Origin of the sequence: Paenibacillus sp. OV219, assembly GCF_900110075.1 — a bacterium.
Classification (GTDB): Bacteria; Bacillota; Bacilli; order Paenibacillales; family Paenibacillaceae; genus Paenibacillus_Z.
Genome location: NZ_FOCJ01000002.1, coordinates 637,998 through 654,819, shown reverse-complemented (window position 1 = coordinate 654,819; position 16,822 = coordinate 637,998). Strand labels below are relative to the sequence as shown.

The window sequence follows — 16,822 nt, the reverse complement described above, 5'->3', positions numbered from 1 at the left end:
CCCCTTTACAATTAATGTTGCATCAACTGATCTTTTTGTTTCTCCAGCGCCCCCCTTAATCTCAAAATAGCTTTCGAATGCAATTGAGAGATTCGAGAAGGTGACAACGACATCACTTCTGCAATTTCACTTAATGACAATTCTTCGTAATAGAAGAGTGAAATAACTGTTCTCTCTTTTACGGTTAAACGGTCAATGCCACGAATGAGAGACTCTTTCAAGAAGAATTCATGCACCTTATAATCCGGATTCTTCGCTTTCTCATCAACGAGCAGCGACAGCCTTGTCTCGGATTCTTCTTCCCGAATCGGGTCCTCGAGTGAGCACACCGTCGTCACAGCAATTTCCTGAAGCATGACACCGAATTCCTTCTCGGATACCGCAAGATATTCGCTGATCTCCGAGTCTGAAACGGAACGCATATATTGCTGCTCTAGCAGCTGATACGCTTCTTCTATCTTCTTCGCTTTCTCGCGAACGGAACGAGGCACCCAGTCCCCTGAACGAAGGCCGTCAATGATCGCACCGCGAATTCGCCATGAAGCGTACGTTTCGAATTGAAGGCCGCGTCTATAATCAAATTTTTCAATTGCATCGATGAGTCCCATAACGCCATTGCTGGCCAGATCGTCCTTGGAGACATTCTTCGGCAAGCCGATGGCCATCCGGTTGGTTACATAATCAACCAAAGTGAGATAATGCTCGATCAACCGTTTCTTTGCTTCAATGTCTCCGTCTTCTTTCCACTTCTGCCAAATCTCGATGTTAGACAAATGAGGCGCTTTCGGCTCAATCATCGTCTCACTCTCCTGTTAGGTGACGTATTGCTTTTGCCAATTCTTCAGGCTCTCTATTCTGCGTCGATACAAGCTTTGGAGGGGTTAGCGGTTGAAATGCTAACTTCTTACCTGACGCCTGCTCTACGCTACCGTCTAATTGATTTTTTAATAATTGGTTCAAATCTTCGCTTGATTCCGGTGTGGAATAATCAACAGACTGTCCTATAGCAGGATCCTGCTCCTGCTCGACGTTGATCGTCGCGGGAGCAGTTGATCCTGGCTGCAATATGAAAGCGAGTAGTGCGCGAAATAAATAAGCAAGTACAAAAAATGCGAAAAATGCATATAAACACCTAAGACTTGAAATGGCAAGTCCATTACTGCTTAGCGAGAAAAGTAACGTAAGTAAACTGCCGCCTATACCCAGCGAAACGTTCCAGCGCCATGACCCTAACATGTTGTTAAATCTCCTTTACTCCTTGTTGAACACTCCGAATCATTAACATGCCGGTAATGCTATTGAACTCAACTGTTCTGCCATAGTTAGCGCCTGTATCCTCTGCAAGAAGCGGAATCGAATATTTCTTCAGCATCTCCTTGCAAGATTCAACATTACGTGGTCCAATCCGCATAGAATCATGATTCGAGGTGAATGCAAACATTTGAGCACCGCCGGCCATTTTCGCCACGAAACGTCTAGGTTCAGCTCCTGCCTGTTTCATCAAGTTGATGAGATGAGGTATGGAAGTATCGGCGTACTTCGCGATGTTGATAGAGGCTTCTCTGGCAATCTCGGAGGATGGCAGCATGACATGCACCATTCCCGCTACCTTCGTACGCTCATCAAACAACGTTAAGCCGACACAGGAGCCGAGTCCTGTTGTTTTGAGAATTGCGCCATTCGACGCAATATTCAGGTCAGCCATGCCTACTTTCACTACATTTTCTTGCATCATTCGTTAGGCACTCCTAAGGCGCTAAAAATCTTCTCAAACGATTCCGGATCTGGGATCAAGAAGAAATGTCCTGCCAACTCTTCCCTTCCTTCCAGAAACGTAGTATCGATCAGCAACGCGGAATCCCCCATCTCGCCATATTGGACGAGACCATAGCTTAGGATAGCGCCTGCCATATCAATGGCAATGGCGGGGACGGTTGGAGATAAATACAATTGAGTGAAATCGGCCAATGATGATAGATAAGATCCTGCTAGTATGTTACCAATTTCAGCTAATGCGGAATATTCCATTTCAGAGTAGCCGTCTTCGCTTGAGGTTTCCTTCGAAAGCAGGCCACGCAGCAATTTCCTTGCGGAGCTCTCTTCGATTAAGAAAAACATATTCCCCGGCGCATCGCCTTCAACACGAAGGAATACTGCGATGACGACTTGTTCGAAACCGCCAACACGATCGGCAACTTGCTCGAACGGAATTAAACTGACGGTGGGCACATTCATATCGACTGGCTTGTCCAGAAGCCGTGAGAGCGCGGTCGCTGCATTGCCTGCGCCGATATTCCCAACTTCCTTCAAGACATCAAGTTTGAAAGCTTCTAAATTATGTAGTGGGTTCACTTGGTTAGGCCTCAACCTGTTCTAGCTGAATAATCTCGCTCTTATTTAACACTTCGGAGAGGTTTAACATGATCAAGAGTCGGTTGTCACCGATCTTCGCTACTCCACGAAGGTATTTAGCCTTAATTCCGCCAACTACTTCCGGTGGTGTATCGATGCTCTTCTCGTCGATATCAATAACATCATTCGCAGCATCTACGATAAAGCCAACTTCCATATCATTCACAGCGACAATGATAACACGGGAGCTTTCTGTTTCTTCCGTCTCCGGCAAGCCGAAGCGGCCGCGTAAATCAATAACTGGAAGAACTACGCCACGGAGATTAATGACCCCTTTAATAAAAGAATGCGTCTTCGGTACACGCGTAATCGGCATCATACGTTCAATTGTACGCACCTTGTCGACCTCAACGCCGTATTCTTCATCTGCTAGTCCAAACACGATAACTTTGATTTCTTCACTCATAGCCAAACCCTCCCTTATTTAATAAGTGCATTCGGATCTACAATTAACGCTACCTGACCGTCGCCAAGAATGGTCGCACCAGAGATCGCTTCAATATTCGTCAAATACTTGCCGAGCGACTTCAGCACGATCTCGCTTTGTCCGATAAACTCGTCTACGGTAATCGCTCCGAGCTTATCTCCCTTGCGGATCACAACGATCTCCGTTTCATGCTCCTCTTCCTCACGGAAGCTAGTCGATTCTAGCACCTGCGCGAGCGAGATGAGAGGAATAACCGAGCCGCGGTAATCAATCATGCGATTGCCGTGGATTTTACGGATTTGCTCACGCGGTACGATGCCTGTCTCGACAATGGAGGATAACGGAATCGCGTACTTCTCCGAGCCAAGCTTTATGAGCATTGCTGAGATGATTGAGAGCGTCAGCGGCAGCTGGATCGAGAACTTCGTACCTTTGCCTTGCTCGGATTCTACTGTCACGTGACCGCCAAGCGAAGTGATCTTCGATTTAACGACATCAAGCCCAACGCCACGACCGGAAATATCAGAAATTTTGTCAGCGGTACTGAAGCCAGCAGCAAAGATCAGCATGTTACTCTCAGCATCAGTCAAGCGCTTCGCTTCATCTACAGTCACGACGCCATTCTTGATGGCGATCTGCTTCACCTTCTCGCGGTTGATACCACGGCCATCCTCTTCCACTTCGATAAACACGTGGTTACCGCTGTGGAATGCACGAAGGTGAACAATTCCGGTCTCGGATTTGCCAGCAGCAATCCGGTCAGCAATCGGTTCAATCCCGTGGTCAAGCGAGTTGCGCAGCAAGTGTACGAGCGGATCGCCGATCTCATCAATAACGGTACGATCGAGCTCTGTATCTGCACCTGAGATGATCAGATCCACTTTCTTATTGAGCGTCTTCGCCAAATCGCGGATCATCCGAGGGAATCGGTTAAATACCGATTCTACCGGAACCATGCGCAGCTTCAGTACGATATTTTGCAAGTCACTGCTGACGCGGCTCATATGCTCTACTGTTTCTGTCAGCTCATTGCGGCGAATTTCACTCGCAAGCTGCTCAAGACGTACGCGATCGATGAGCAACTCGCTGAACAAATTCATTAACGCATCGAGACGTTCGATGTCAACGCGGATCGTGCGGGATGCTGCCCCACCAGATGCTTGTGCGGCAGGTGCTGTAGTTGGTGCTGCTGTGGCTGCAGTCTGAGCTCTTGCAGTGCCAACCTCTGCTTGGGCTGCCGTAACGCTTGCTGATGCTGTTGGAGTTGCTTGCACGGCAGCTGCACCTGCGAGCTGTTCTAGCGATTCGCGGTCGAGTTGCGTAATCGTTGCTCCTTCAATTTCAGAAACAGATTCGATTCCTTTACGAAGCTCTTCCTCGGAAATACTCGCAATTGTAATTACGGTGAAGGAGCGATCAAATTTCTCTTGCTCGATCTCTTGAACGCTTGGAACTGACTTTACAATTTCACCGTTATGCTCCAAGAAGTCGAATACCATATAAGCGCGCGCAGCCTTCAGCACACAATCCTCGCGAACCGTAACAACAATATGGAAAACCGCAAGACCAGCGGCAATGGATTGCAGCAAAATTGAGCTTTGGAACTGATCCAGCAACTCACCGCCGGCAGCAGCGTCGCTTCCAACTGTGTTTCCACCTGCGGCTTGGTCTTTCTTGTGGTCGCCTTTGACAATGACCTGGAGATTCGAAACAATTGCCGTTACATCGGCTTTACCTGTTCCACCACCGATAATGTCTTGGACCATCGACTCAAGTGCGTCGAGCCCTTTGAACAATGTATCGAAGATAAAGCTGTCCATTTTGAGCTTGTTGTTACGAACGAGATCGAGCACGTTCTCCATCTCGTGGGTAAGCGATGCTAAATCTTCAAAGCCCATCGTCGCAGACATACCTTTAAGTGTGTGGGCTGATCGGAAAATAATTTGTACGATGCTTATATCTTCTGGTGCACTCTCGAGTTTGAGTAAGTTTTCGTTTAATGACTGCAAATGATCATTCGACTCGTCAATAAACATTGAAAGATAATCGTTCATATCCATTTCCATGCACCTCCTATTGATTGGTCGTCATGCGACTCCAGCACGCCTACTTGCGTACCGCTTGCGTAATTGCAGTTGCAATCTGTCGTAGGTTGACGACTGACTTCGCAACGCCGGCTTCAATCGCTGATCGCGGCATTCCGTAAACGACGCATGATTCCTCGGCTTCTGCGATAGCGCTCTCCGCTCCGCTGTCGTTCATCACTCTCATGCCCTTCATTCCGTCGCTACCCATGCCTGTCATAATGACGGAATGACGACGTAGCTCAGTAAAAGCCGCACACGATTCAAACATCGTATCTACAGAAGGACGATGGCCGCCCCTCGGCGCCTCATCCGATAGCTTAATACAGTAGCCATCGCGATCCTTCGCAAGCTCCATATGAAAGCCGCCTGGCGCGATATAAACAACGCCTGCAAATACGCGCTCACCCTGTACTGCTTCTGTCACATGCAGCGCGCTGAATGAGTCAAGACGCTGTGCGAGCGAGTGGGTAAATTTCGGCGGCATATGCTGAACGACGAGTACCGGAGCTGGAAAATCAGCTGGCAGCGCGGTAATTACTTCGTGCAGTGCACGAGGTCCTCCTGTCGAGGTGCCAATCGCCACCAAATGCCGGAAATTCCTATTCGGCGCTGGTTTACTCGTATTCTTCGCCGGTACATCCGAATCGGACTGCACCGTCTGTTCAGGCGCAGGCTGAAGCTTCTCCTTCTTCGCAGCCGACTTATTAAGTCCTTGCGTTGTTGCAGGCTTGCTTGGCTCCACCTGTTTCGACGATGATGCAGCTGTCTCGTTCATTGCAGCTTGATCGTACGTTTCCTTACTCGAATTTGCTGTATCCGAACGGCGCGAAGACTTAGGCATTGCAGCCGTATCGAATGTGAATGACTCTTTCTGCTTCGGTACAGCAGGCTTTCTCGGAGCAGGCGCCGATACTTGTTGGTATAGAGAGGAATGGCGCTTCGTCAACACCGCAATCCGCAGCTTCTCCAGCAGTTGTTCTCCGACCATTTGAATATCTGGCGAATTCGGTCCGGATGGCTTGCGGATAAAGTCAAACGCGCCATTCTGCAGCGCTCTGATCGTCTCTCGTGTTCCGTCATCACTAATGCTCGATAGCATAATAATCGGCGTTGGGTGGATGCGCATAATCCGTTCAAGCGCCTCCAAGCCGTTCATTTCTGGCATTTCGAGGTCCATCGTAATGACGTCCGGTTGATTTACACGAACAGCCTCAATGGCTTCTCTGCCATTGTTGGCAGTGCCAATAACCACAAACTGCGGATCTAGCGCGATTAGATCACAAAGAATTTTGCGCATAAACGCGGAATCATCAACCACAAGTACACGTGATGTTGCAGTCATAGATGCAGCCTCCCATTTCAAAGGATTATTTTGAAAGTCTGAACATTTTATGTAGAAACCCTTTGACACCGTTGCTGGTGGCCCCTGAAACACCTGGGACATCGGCAAATTGCTTGGCGATATCCATGATTGTCTTTGATGCAACTGTGCCTGGAAATGCGATTGAAAAAGGTACTTGTTTCTTTACCGATTTGGGTACATTCGGATCATCTGGCAAATATCCGAGCACAGGCAGTTCAAGATTCAGGAAGCGCTGGGCGACTAGCGCCATCTTGTCCGCTGTCGCCTTACCTTCCTTAGCATCTGTTGCACGGTTCACGATAAGCTTGAATTTCACGTCATGCTCCATCGCGGTCACCATCTTAATCAGCGCGTATGCATCTGTAATTGATGTTGGCTCGGGTGTTGTGACGATAATCGTCTCTTGGGCGGCGGTAATGAATTTAATCGTTTCCTTCGAAAGGCCTGCGCCTGTATCGAACAAAATTACATCATACTCACCATGCAACCGACCAATTTGTTCCGCGAAGTAATCAAGCTGCGCCGAAGATAGATCGACGAGATCCTTAAAACCCGAACCACCAGCGATAAAATGAACACCGTGCGGACCCTCCTGGATAATATCCCAGATCGTCTTCTCCTGCTTTAGTAGATGATAGAGATTATAGGGAGAGGAAACGCCCATAAGCACATCAATGTTCGCCATGCCAATATCCGCATCAAATATGAGCACTTTCTTGCCGAGCTGTTGTAGCGCCAGGCAGAAGTTCAAACTGAAGTTTGACTTCCCGACGCCGCCCTTCCCGCTAGTAACGGTTACGATTCGAGTTGCTCTGCCTTCTTCACGCATCGTCGCATTGTTCCGAACCAAGTTTCTTAGCGCTTCCGCTTGATCGTTATTTATCATCAGAAGCCCCCAGCAATTGTTCGACATAGCTGGCTGCTTGGAATGGGGCGATGTCATCCGGAACCGTCTGACCGCATGCGACATACGTAGGTTTGAGGCCGTGCTCAAGCGCTAAGTTCAGAATCGCTCCGCACGCGTGCGTCTCATCTTGCTTCGTGAAGAGCACATGGTCAATACCGTATTTGGCAAAATTACCGGCAACCGTCGACATATCGCTGAACTTGCCCGTTAGGCTGAGTACCAGATAAGTCATCGAATGACTTCCTGACTGCAGCAAGCTGTTCACTTCGGATACATAAAGCTCATTGCGGAAATTACGTCCCGCCGTATCCATGAAGATCAGCTCGCGTCCTTCAAGCTGCTTAAAGGCTCTCGTCACCTCAGCAGGAGAGAAGACGACTTCAAGTGGTACATTGAGGATCGTTGCATATGTGCGCAACTGATCAACTGCTGCAATCCGGTACGTATCGGATGTAATAAATCCGACTTTACGTCCAGCTTTCAATGTTTGCTCAGCGGCAAGCTTCGCAATAGATGTTGTTTTGCCGACACCAGTCGGACCAACAAAATGGATGACCTGCGTATCGCGGCTAATTTGATTCGCTTCAAACTTGCGCATCCAACCGATCAAGATCCGTCGCGCACAGCCCCAAACATATGCCGTGTCATCATCGGCAGCAATAGCAATACCATGTTGCTTCGCTTCATTCATCTCGGCTTCAACCTGCTCGATCAACTGATCAATCCATTGCTGATCGACTTCTTGATCTTCCAACTTGTCTTGAAGTGCCTGGATGGCAGCCGGTCGTGCTTCCTGCTGCTGTTGTTTCGACATTCGCACAATCCACTGCTTCATGTCGCGAATCTCAGCAAGCAAATGATCTTCCGTCAGTAGCGGTTTGCGAACATCTTGAGCAAGCACCTCTGGCGCTACCGCTACAGGCACCTCACTCGGAGCCGCTGTTCTTGCTCCATAAGCAGCCGCTGGAGATATCTTCGGAAGCTCATGGACTTCTGTTGCCGTTGCTGCAGCTCTTGCCTGCTTCACTTCAGCCGCATGGCTGAGTACTGCATCGAATACGGATGCAGCAGCCGGTGAAGGCGCTGCGGGAACTACTGGTTTGGGCGATGCTTGGGGCATTGCATTAGGTCTGGCACCGACTGCAGTTTGCGTGCGAGCCGGCGGCTTCGCTTTCGAGCTCGAACTTGAATTGTTGGCGCTACCAGTCTCTACAGCGGCGATAACTTCTGTCTTCTTCTTGCCGAACATGCCAAGAAATCCGCCGACGCGAATTTCTTTGGTGTTTAAAATTACGGCATCTATGCCGAGTTCACTTCGAATCATGGGAAGTGCCTCAGGTAAGGCATTGACGACATAGCGCTTTACCTTCATAGATTCACCACTCCAATGCTCTGTACTTCAATACTAGGTTCAAGCTCACTGTACGAGAGAACCGGAATGTCCTGCATCGTACGCTCAACAATTTGGCGAAGGTACATCCGAATTGTTGGAGAAGCGAGTACAATCGGCTGATGGCCAGATTGAATCTGCTTGTTCACTTGTTCATTCAGTTTCTGATAGATCGTCTGCGTTGACACCGGATCCATCGCCAAGTAGGTGCCTTGATCGGATGATTGTACCGACTCTGCTATCTTCTTCTCTAACAGCGGACCTACCGTAATAACTCGCAGCGTGTCGCCATTATGGGAGAATTGCTGTGTAATCTGTCTGGATAGCGCCTGACGCACATATTCAGTAAGGATATCTGGATCTTTCGTATAAGCACCATGATCGGCGAGTGATTCGAAGATCGTAACCATATCGCGAATCGAGATTTTCTCACGAAGCAGCTTCGCAAGCACCTTCTGAATATCACCGACATTCAGAATGGATGGGATAAGCTCATCCACAAGTGCAGGGTAAGACTCGCGAACATTCTCGATAAGAGCCTTCGTTTCTTGGCGGCCGATCAGCTCATGTGCATGGCGCTTGATAAGCTCAGTCAAATGAGTCGCCACGACTGACGGTGGATCAACTACGGTATATCCGAGCAGCTCTGCACGTTCCTTCGTTGCTTCATCGATCCAGATCGCCGGTAAGCCGAATGCAGGCTCCATCGTTTCAATACCAACGATCGAATCATCATCAAAGCCTGGGCTCATCGCCAAGTAGTGATTCAGCAGCAGCTCGCCACGAGCAACCGTGTTGCCTTTGATCTTAATGACGTACTCGTTCGGTTTGAGTTGAATATTGTCTCGAATCCGGATAACCGGTACGACAAGACCAAGCTCAAGTGCACACTGCCTGCGAATCATAATAATTCGGTCAAGCAAGTCACCGCCCTGCTGCGTATCCGCGAGCGGTATAAGACCATAACCGAACTCGAATTCGATCGGATCGACCTGCAGCAGACTGATGACACTTTCCGGGCTGCGAACCTCTTCGATTTCTTGTTCTTCCACGAGCATATCTTGTGCTTGTTGCTCCTTCGTAAGGTTCGACTGCATCCGGAATCCTGCATATACGATAATTGCTGCAAACGGGAGTGTCGCAAAAGGACCAATTGGAGTTCCTAGACCGAGCAGCGTAATCGTTCCAGCTACAATGTAAAGCAGTTTCGGATAGCGGAACAATTGCATTGTCACATCATGCGCCAAATTGCCTTCAGAAGCAGCACGAGTAACGATTAAGCCTGTCGCTGTGGAGATGAGAAGTGCTGGAATTTGGCTGACAAGTCCGTCACCGATCGTCAGAATGGAGAACGTATTGATCGATTCACTGAAGGAAAACCCGTGAACAGCCATCCCGATAATGAATCCACCGATCAAGTTAATGATCAGGATAATGATGGAGGCTATGGCGTCACCTTTAACGAATTTAGTGGCACCGTCCATGGAACCGTAGAAATCGGCTTCCTTCTCAATCTTCTGGCGACGCTCTCTTGCTTGCATCTCGTTAATGAGACCCGCATTCAAATCCGCATCAATACTCATCTGTTTACCAGGCATCGCATCGAGTGTGAAGCGAGCCGCAACCTCTGCGACACGCTCCGAACCTTTCGTAATAACGATGAACTGCACAACAACTAGAATAAGGAATACGACGAAACCGATGGCGATCTGCCCGCCTGCAACCCAGCTTCCAAACGTATGTACGACTTTCCCTGCTTCCGCTTTGGACAATATGTTACGTGTGGTTGATACATTAAGTGCGAGCCGGAATAAAGTCGTAATGAGGAGCATGGAAGGAAAGATGGAGAATTGCAGTGCGTCGTTCGTATTCATGGATATAAGCAAAATCATCAAAGCGATTGAAATGTTGATGATCAAGAGCACGTCCATTAAGCCGGTTGGAATCGGAATGACCATCATAAGAACGATGCCGATGATCCCGATAAGAATTGTCAGGTCTCTAGCCTTCATGACGTACCCTCCTCCACTGATGATTGCTGCTAATGTTACTTCACTTTTTGCTTCAATTTATATACATATGCCAGCACTTCCGCCACAGCTTGGAAAAGATCGGCTGGAATCGTGTCACCAATTTCCGCCCGATCGTACAACGCTCTGGCAAGCGGCCTGTTTTCCATCATTATGACGCCATTCTCCTTCGCCACATCTTTAATCCGCAATGCTACGAAATCCATCCCTTTAGCAATAACGGTCGGAGCTTCCATCGTCGCCCCATCGTACTTGAGCGCGATCGCGAAGTGAGTTGGGTTCGTGATAACTACATCAGCTTTAGGCACTTCCTGCATCATTCGCTGCAATGCCATACGTCGCTGACGCTCTCTGATTTTGCCTTTAATGAGCGGGTCGCCCTCTGTCTTCTTGTGCTCATCTTTGATATCTTGCTTGGACATGCGTAAGCTCTTCTCGTGCTCAAAGCGCTTATATAGGAAATCAAAGTAGGCGAGAATAACAAGGACTGCACCAATCTCTATCCCGAGCTTAATCGTGATGTTTGCTACGTAACTAAAAATGTCGCCAATTGGAACACGCGCGAGATTCATAATCTGCGTTCTCTCGTTCCATAGTGCCCGATAGACAATTAGTCCGATTACCAACAATTTCAAAATATTTTTGATGAACTCGACTAAAGCGTGCATGGATACGATATGTTTGAATCCGCTTATCGGATTCAGTTTGTTCAGCTTCATCTTGATCGGTTCACCAGTGAACAGGATACCGACTTGCCAATAATTCGCCAACAATGCCACGAGTATAGCGATGCCGAAGATTGGAGCTAGAAGCATGAAGCTCTGCATCATGATGTCGGAGAACAAGGAAACGACGTTGCTCTTAGTCACTTCCATCAACAATCTCTGTTCAAAGATCAAACCGAAAAGATGCAGAATACGTACTTTGTAATAACCACCTAGAGCAAAGAAGCTAAGAAAAATAAACAATAGAATGAGCGCGCCCGGTATTTCCTGACTTTTGGCAATCTGACCTTTTTGACGTGCTTCTTGCCGTTTTCTTGGTGTCGCACGCTCTGTTTTTTCCTGATTGAACAACTGTAGATCGAGCGTGAAACGGTACTTCACCATAAGTATTAGCCCTCCCCCTTAAGCTGCGGGTCCTTGTAGAATGGAGAAAAGCTTCTGCATCGCAGTGAACATCTGGTCAAATAAGTGCTCGTAGATGATAATCAATCCCGGCATCATTACGCTGAGCATCAGTAAACCGACTAGAAGCTTAATCGGAATTCCGATAACAAACACGTTGTACTGAGGTGCTGTTCGTGCGAGAAAACCGAGCCCTACATCTGTCAGGAACATCGCTACGACGAGCGGTGCTGACATTTGAAGCGCAAGCATGAAGGATTGGACAAGCATCGTCGTAAGAAATGTAGATATGCTTCCTGAATGCACATGAGCAAACAGCGTATTCGAGAGCGGTATCCATTCATAGCTTTGAATGAGTGCTGAAAGCAAAAAGTGATGTCCATTGATAGACAAGAATACCAGCGTTGCGACCATGCCTTTAAAGTTACCGAGCAGCGGTGCCGAAACACCTGTCATCGGGTCAAGGATGTTCGCCATCCCGAAGCCTATCTGCATATCAATAAAGCTTCCGGCTGTGTTGATGATCGTAAAGAACATATAAGCAGTAAAGCCTAGTAGAACGCCTGCGAGAATTTCTCGAAATATAGCAAGGATATATTCGGCATCAGGCACAATCGTTTGCTTCAAGCCATACGTTAAAAAGACAAGCAGTGATACAAAAAAACAGAGCCCCAATTTAAACGTTTTTGGCACATTTCGAGTCGAGAATACAGGTGCAACGACGAAAAAAGCTGTTATTCGACAAAAAATAAGCAAAAAAATAGGGAACCCTTGAAGAAAAATCTCCATCGATCCACAGCCTATCCGATGTATTTATACAAGTTACTCAGCAGATTGTAGGTGAAATCGACCAGTGTGTTCAGTATCCACGGACCAAAAAAAAGAACGGATAACAGTACTGCAGCAACTTTTGGTATGAAAGCAAGTGTTTGCTCTTGGATCTGCGTTGTCGCTTGAAAAATACTGACGGCCAAACCGACAATGAGGCCTATCAGGAGCATCGGTGCGCTGGCCTTAAGCACCGTGTATACCGCTTGCCCTGCTAAGGTAATGATGAAATCAGTACTCATTCTTATGCACTCCCTTGCAATTGCTAGCCGTTGAAACTAAGCAGCAATGATTTGACGATTAGATACCAGCCATCTACGAGAACGAAAAGCAAGATTTTGAACGGGAGCGAAATCATGACAGGCGGTAACATCATCATCCCCATCGCCATGAGCGTACTGGCGACAACCATATCAATAATTAGAAACGGAATGAAGATCATGAATCCCATCTGAAATGACGTTCGAAGCTCACTAAGCGCATAAGCTGGAACCATCACCGTAATCGACACATCCTCGTAAGACTTCGGCTTCTCCGTCTTCGTATATTTCAGGAAGAGAAGCAAGTCTTTCTCACGCGTCTGATTCATCATAAACTTCTTGAGCGGAACCGCCGCTTTACTCAGCGCCTGCGTTTGCGTCAGCTCGCCTTTCAAGTAAGGCTGCAGTGCAACCTGATTCATAGTGCCCAAAGTTGGTGACATAATAAAGAAGGTTAGAAACAGTGCAAGTCCGACAAGCACTTGGTTCGGCGGCATTTGCTGCGTACCAAGGGATGTCCGAACGAAACTGAGCACAATTACAATTCGAGTGAAGCTCGTCATCAGAACAAGAATGCCTGGTGCTACACTTAGCACTGTTATGATAAGAAGCAGTGACAAAGCGCTCGAATCCGGCGCACCACTTCCACTTCCGTCGCCGATACTAACACTTACATTCGGAATCGGCTCGGCAAAAGCATGTGCATGAAAGAGTAAACCTACCAATTGAAATGCAAAAACTGTCCATAAGATTTTTCTGTTCATTCGTCCAACAACCGATCGTTTTGTTTTTGCTCGTGCAGCAACTCTTCAACCTTCTGTTTTTGACCCGATTGCCGCCTCATACCGTTGTTGAGCAGTTCCTTGAAAGAAACTGCTTCTTGCCACGGCTCGTTCGTTGGCTCATCAGCCTTCGAGCTTTTGCGGAATCTATTCAAAAAATCAGTAATCGTTGGTGAGTTCCATGCGCGTCCATTCTGCTGTTCAATTGCAGTGAGTACACTTTCAGCTAGATCAGGATCCTCGATCTTGTCCAGCAGCGTGATGTCTTCGCCAACACCGACGACATAGACTCTTCCTGCAAGTTCAATAACTTGTACCGACTTGTTCTGGCCAAGCGGGATACCACCTAAAGTGCGAAGCGCCCTACTCGTTCCCCATCCGCGATTCCGGCTAGCTAGAAATTTGATAACGAGAAGAATGAGACCAATGACGATCATCAGCGCGACGATAACCCAGGCATAGTAACCAATGCTGGTTCCTATGACGGGCTTATCATCTTCTACTGGTGTATCTGCTGATGCGAGACTTGCTGTCACTAACCAGCCGAAGATGGTTAAGCCAGCAAGCCGATATTTCTTTAAAGCTTCCATACAATTAACCTAATGTTTTCTTGATCGCTTCAATAACGCGGTCAGCTTGGAACGGTTTAACAATGAAGTCTTTCGCGCCTGCTTGAATCGCATCGATAACCATCGCTTGTTGACCCATAGCGGAGCACATAATGACTTTCGCATTGCCGTCTATTTTCTTAATTTCTTTCAATGCTGCGATGCCGTCCATTTCAGGCATTGTAATATCCATCGTGATTAGGTCAGGCTTGAATTCCTTGAATTTCTCGATTGCTTGTGCGCCGTCTTGCGCTTCCCCTACTACTTCGTATCCGTTTTTCGTCAATATGTCGCGAATCATCATTCTCATGAATGCTGCGTCGTCTACGACCAATATGCGATTTGCCATTGTTGTGTTTCCCCCTAAGGATTATTGTAATTTTTGGATACGATCCCATTGGCTAACAATATCAGTTACACGCACACCGAAATTCTCATCTATAACGACTACCTCGCCTTTAGCGATCAGTTTGTTATTTACTAGAATATCGACTGGTTCACCTGCTAGCTTGTCCAGCTCAATGATTGAACCTTGTGACAATTCAAGAATATCCTTAATTTGCTTCTGAGTTCTACCTAATTCTACTGTGACCTTAAGCGGTATGTCGAGCAATAAATTTAAATTTGACTCCTCTGCTTGCACATATGGCGCACCTTGGAAATTCGCGAATTGGACTGGCTGTATATTCACGTTTCGGTTAGCTGGTGCTCCGTATGTTTGGGGCATATGCGGTGCTGATGCATACTCCGGCATTGGCGGTGGCATATAAGCTGCCGCTGGTGGTGCTACAGTTGCCGGCGGCGGTGTGTGAACCGGCGCTGGTGCCGGCACTGGCGCTGCTGCAACGGCTGCAGGTGCCGGCGTACTTATCGAAGCTGGTGCTGGCGTAGGCTCGGAAACGCCTCCCATTAATGTGTCTACCATTTCTTTGGCGAACGAGATTGGGAGAAGCTGCATGATTGTCGAGTCGATCAAGTCACCGATTTTCAGACGGAACGCTATTTTGATAAAAGTATCGTCTTGCGGTAACTGCTCCATCCCGTCTCCATTATTAACATCAAGAATGTCGATGCCTGGAGGCGAGATATTAACGAAGCGGTTGAAGATCGTAGACATTGAGGTTGCGGATGAACCCATCATCTGATTCATCGCTTCCTGAACGGCACTAATATGAATCTCGTTAAGCTCTGATCCGAGCAGCTTGCCTTCTCCGCCAAGCATCAGGTCTGCAATCGTTTGGGCATCCTTCGTCTTAATTACTAGAGAGTTGATACCCTGGAAGCCATCCACGTAGCTGACCGAAACGGCAACATGCGGTTTAGGGAACTCATCGTCGAGCTCGCTGCGCTTGATAAGCGATACTTCAGGCGTTGTGATGTCTACCTTCCGGCCAAGCAGTGTCGAGAGCGCAGTCGCGGCACTACCGAACGTAATATTGCCGATTTCGCCTAGCGCGTCTTGCTCAATCGAGCTGAGGTGACTGTTTAATTCCTTCTCACGGTCGAATGGCTCCGGCATATCAGGCTCATCGGAAGATTGACGCAGCAAGGCATCAATTTCTTCTTGAGATAAGTAATCTTTACTCGTCATAATCTTCTTCCACTCCTTCGGTGAGAACTTCATCGATTTGAATTGCCATACGATCCTTAACCGAACCTGGGCTGCCGATAAATTTCAGTTTTTCCCCTACTTTAATATCAAGCCCTTGATCGATTGATTTAGTAAGCGATATGACATCCCCAACCGAAAGCCCCAGAAACTCGCGAATCGAAATGCTGGATTGACCAAGCTCAGCTACGATAGGCAATTTCGCCTTCGTCACCCGCTGCTTTAGGATTTCCACCTCTTCAGGCGCCCTTGTCTTCTTCTGTGAAACAAACCAATGGTGGACAGACAAGCGCGACATGATGGGCTCAATGACGACATGCGGGATACATAAATTTATCATCCCCGTTGTATCGCCAATTTTGGTGCTTAGCGAGATCAGTGCAATCGTTTCGTTAGGCGATACAATTTGCATGAACTGCGGATTCGTCTCAAGCGCTTCGAGTCTTGGCTGAATATCCATGATGGTCTTCCAAGCCTCTTGCAAGCTCTCAAATGCACGGCTGAATATTCGTTCCATAATGTTTGTTTCAATTTCAGTCAGTGCATTTATCTTGGAAGGCGCCAGACCTTGACCGCCTAACAAACGATCGAGCATCGCATAGGCGACGTTCGGATGAACTTCAAGGACCATTCGACCTTCGAGCGGTTCAGCCTCAAAAATGTTGAGGATGGTCATCTTCGGAATCGAGCGGATAAACTCGTCATATGGCAATTGCTCAACTTGAACTACGCTTATTTGGACAAATGTGCGAAGCTGCGCTGAGAAATAGGTGGTCAAGTATCGCGCGAAGTTTTCGTGTATCCGAGTCAAACTTCGGATATGATCCTTCGAGAAACGGACCGCACGTTTAAATTCGTATAGCCGAATTTTCTTCTGCGTCTCTTCCTTTTTCAGTTCTTCTGCATCCATCTCTCCGGATGATAAAGCAGCAAGCAACGCGTCAATCTCGTTCTGCGACAGAACATCAACCAATTATCTCACCCCCTTCAAA

At 47.8% G+C, this 16,822-nt stretch carries 18 protein-coding genes; all 18 read right to left on the bottom strand.

Going from position 1 to position 16,822, the window contains the following annotated elements; all coding sequences use genetic code 11:
• Positions 1-11 precede the first annotated feature (11 nt).
• The 18 genes from BMY11_RS09060 to fliM are packed head-to-tail and all read right to left on the bottom strand — an operon-like array spanning position 12 to position 16,803.
• On the bottom strand, positions 12-797 hold the full coding sequence (locus tag BMY11_RS09060) for a FliA/WhiG family RNA polymerase sigma factor (protein WP_090574156.1): 786 nt from the start codon (positions 795-797) through the stop codon (positions 12-14).
• Between the two features lie 4 nt (positions 798-801).
• Positions 802-1,236 (bottom strand): hypothetical protein, encoded by a 435-nt coding sequence (locus BMY11_RS09055; RefSeq protein ID WP_090574154.1) that lies wholly within the window; start codon positions 1,234-1,236, stop codon positions 802-804.
• 4 nt (positions 1,237-1,240) lie between these two features.
• Positions 1,241-1,735, bottom strand: coding sequence for a chemotaxis protein CheD (locus BMY11_RS09050; RefSeq protein WP_090574152.1), 495 nt, complete (start codon positions 1,733-1,735; stop codon positions 1,241-1,243).
• On the bottom strand, positions 1,732-2,352 hold the full coding sequence (locus tag BMY11_RS09045; RefSeq protein ID WP_090574150.1) for a chemotaxis protein CheC: 621 nt from the start codon (positions 2,350-2,352) through the stop codon (positions 1,732-1,734). Before BMY11_RS09045 ends, BMY11_RS09050 begins: the two co-directional genes overlap by 4 nt.
• 4 nt (positions 2,353-2,356) lie before the next feature.
• Positions 2,357-2,818, bottom strand: coding sequence for a chemotaxis protein CheW (locus BMY11_RS09040; protein WP_090574148.1), 462 nt, complete (start codon positions 2,816-2,818; stop codon positions 2,357-2,359).
• 14 nt (positions 2,819-2,832) lie between these two features.
• The gene (locus tag BMY11_RS09035; protein WP_090574146.1) at positions 2,833-4,899 is read right to left on the bottom strand and encodes a chemotaxis protein CheA; all 2,067 of its coding nucleotides are present in this window, start codon (positions 4,897-4,899) and stop codon (positions 2,833-2,835) included.
• Positions 4,900-4,945: 46 nt separating this feature from the next.
• Positions 4,946-6,268: a protein-glutamate methylesterase/protein-glutamine glutaminase gene (gene cheB, locus BMY11_RS09030; protein WP_090574144.1), complete on the bottom strand. Its 1,323-nt coding sequence runs from the start codon at positions 6,266-6,268 to the stop codon at positions 4,946-4,948.
• Positions 6,269-6,293: 25 nt separating this feature from the next.
• Complete coding sequence (locus tag BMY11_RS09025; protein WP_090574142.1) at positions 6,294-7,175, bottom strand: MinD/ParA family protein; 882 nt, start codon at positions 7,173-7,175, stop codon at positions 6,294-6,296.
• Positions 7,165-8,568, bottom strand: coding sequence for a flagellar biosynthesis GTPase FlhF (gene flhF, locus BMY11_RS09020; protein ID WP_090574140.1), 1,404 nt, complete (start codon positions 8,566-8,568; stop codon positions 7,165-7,167). Before flhF ends, BMY11_RS09025 begins: the two co-directional genes overlap by 11 nt.
• A complete protein-coding gene (gene flhA, locus BMY11_RS09015) occupies positions 8,565-10,598 on the bottom strand; it encodes a flagellar biosynthesis protein FlhA (RefSeq protein ID WP_090574138.1) in 2,034 nt (677 codons plus the stop codon). The genes flhF and flhA overlap by 4 nt, the downstream gene beginning before the upstream one ends.
• Positions 10,599-10,633: 35 nt before the next feature.
• On the bottom strand, positions 10,634-11,725 hold the full coding sequence (gene flhB, locus BMY11_RS09010) for a flagellar biosynthesis protein FlhB (protein ID WP_090574136.1): 1,092 nt from the start codon (positions 11,723-11,725) through the stop codon (positions 10,634-10,636).
• Positions 11,726-11,743: 18 nt separating this feature from the next.
• The gene (gene fliR, locus BMY11_RS09005; RefSeq protein ID WP_090574134.1) at positions 11,744-12,532 is read right to left on the bottom strand and encodes a flagellar biosynthetic protein FliR; all 789 of its coding nucleotides are present in this window, start codon (positions 12,530-12,532) and stop codon (positions 11,744-11,746) included.
• Between the two features lie 11 nt (positions 12,533-12,543).
• Positions 12,544-12,813: a flagellar biosynthesis protein FliQ gene (fliQ, locus tag BMY11_RS09000; RefSeq protein ID WP_090574132.1), complete on the bottom strand. Its 270-nt coding sequence runs from the start codon at positions 12,811-12,813 to the stop codon at positions 12,544-12,546.
• Positions 12,814-12,836: 23 nt separating this feature from the next.
• Positions 12,837-13,595: a flagellar type III secretion system pore protein FliP gene (fliP, locus tag BMY11_RS08995; protein WP_090574130.1), complete on the bottom strand. Its 759-nt coding sequence runs from the start codon at positions 13,593-13,595 to the stop codon at positions 12,837-12,839.
• Positions 13,592-14,203 (bottom strand): flagellar biosynthetic protein FliO, encoded by a 612-nt coding sequence (locus BMY11_RS08990; protein WP_090574129.1) that lies wholly within the window; start codon positions 14,201-14,203, stop codon positions 13,592-13,594. Before BMY11_RS08990 ends, fliP begins: the two co-directional genes overlap by 4 nt.
• A gap of 4 nt (positions 14,204-14,207) precedes the next feature.
• Positions 14,208-14,570 carry a response regulator gene (locus BMY11_RS08985; protein WP_090574128.1) on the bottom strand — a complete coding sequence of 121 codons (363 nt, stop codon included), beginning with the start codon at positions 14,568-14,570 and terminating at the stop codon, positions 14,208-14,210.
• Positions 14,571-14,591: 21 nt separating this feature from the next.
• Positions 14,592-15,812 carry a flagellar motor switch phosphatase FliY gene (gene fliY / locus BMY11_RS08980; protein ID WP_090574127.1) on the bottom strand — a complete coding sequence of 407 codons (1,221 nt, stop codon included), beginning with the start codon at positions 15,810-15,812 and terminating at the stop codon, positions 14,592-14,594.
• The gene (fliM, locus tag BMY11_RS08975) at positions 15,802-16,803 is read right to left on the bottom strand and encodes a flagellar motor switch protein FliM (RefSeq protein ID WP_090574126.1); all 1,002 of its coding nucleotides are present in this window, start codon (positions 16,801-16,803) and stop codon (positions 15,802-15,804) included. The genes fliY and fliM overlap by 11 nt, the downstream gene beginning before the upstream one ends.
• Positions 16,804-16,822: the final 19 nt, after the last annotated feature.

Excerpts from the sequence above, each read along its gene's own strand:
- fliP (WP_090574130.1), bottom strand. The coding sequence starts at position 13,595 with ATGAACAGAAAAATCTTATGGACAGTTTTTGCATTTCAATTGGTAGGT.
- fliQ (WP_090574132.1), bottom strand. The coding sequence starts at position 12,813 with ATGAGTACTGATTTCATCATTACCTTAGCAGGGCAAGCGGTATACACG.
- BMY11_RS09040 (WP_090574148.1), bottom strand. The coding sequence starts at position 2,818 with ATGAGTGAAGAAATCAAAGTTATCGTGTTTGGACTAGCAGATGAAGAA.
- cheB (WP_090574144.1), bottom strand. The coding sequence starts at position 6,268 with ATGACTGCAACATCACGTGTACTTGTGGTTGATGATTCCGCGTTTATG.
- BMY11_RS09055 (WP_090574154.1), bottom strand. The coding sequence starts at position 1,236 with ATGTTAGGGTCATGGCGCTGGAACGTTTCGCTGGGTATAGGCGGCAGT.
- BMY11_RS08985 (WP_090574128.1), bottom strand. The coding sequence starts at position 14,570 with ATGGCAAATCGCATATTGGTCGTAGACGACGCAGCATTCATGAGAATG.
- BMY11_RS09060 (WP_090574156.1), bottom strand. The coding sequence starts at position 797 with ATGATTGAGCCGAAAGCGCCTCATTTGTCTAACATCGAGATTTGGCAG.
- fliR (WP_090574134.1), bottom strand. The coding sequence starts at position 12,532 with ATGGAGATTTTTCTTCAAGGGTTCCCTATTTTTTTGCTTATTTTTTGT.
- flhB (WP_090574136.1), bottom strand. The coding sequence starts at position 11,725 with ATGGTGAAGTACCGTTTCACGCTCGATCTACAGTTGTTCAATCAGGAA.
- flhA (WP_090574138.1), bottom strand. The coding sequence starts at position 10,598 with ATGAAGGCTAGAGACCTGACAATTCTTATCGGGATCATCGGCATCGTT.
- BMY11_RS08990 (WP_090574129.1), bottom strand. The coding sequence starts at position 14,203 with ATGGAAGCTTTAAAGAAATATCGGCTTGCTGGCTTAACCATCTTCGGC.
- flhF (WP_090574140.1), bottom strand. The coding sequence starts at position 8,568 with ATGAAGGTAAAGCGCTATGTCGTCAATGCCTTACCTGAGGCACTTCCC.
- fliY (WP_090574127.1), bottom strand. The coding sequence starts at position 15,812 with ATGACGAGTAAAGATTACTTATCTCAAGAAGAAATTGATGCCTTGCTG.
- BMY11_RS09025 (WP_090574142.1), bottom strand. The coding sequence starts at position 7,175 with ATGATAAATAACGATCAAGCGGAAGCGCTAAGAAACTTGGTTCGGAAC.
- BMY11_RS09035 (WP_090574146.1), bottom strand. The coding sequence starts at position 4,899 with ATGGATATGAACGATTATCTTTCAATGTTTATTGACGAGTCGAATGAT.
- BMY11_RS09050 (WP_090574152.1), bottom strand. The coding sequence starts at position 1,735 with ATGATGCAAGAAAATGTAGTGAAAGTAGGCATGGCTGACCTGAATATT.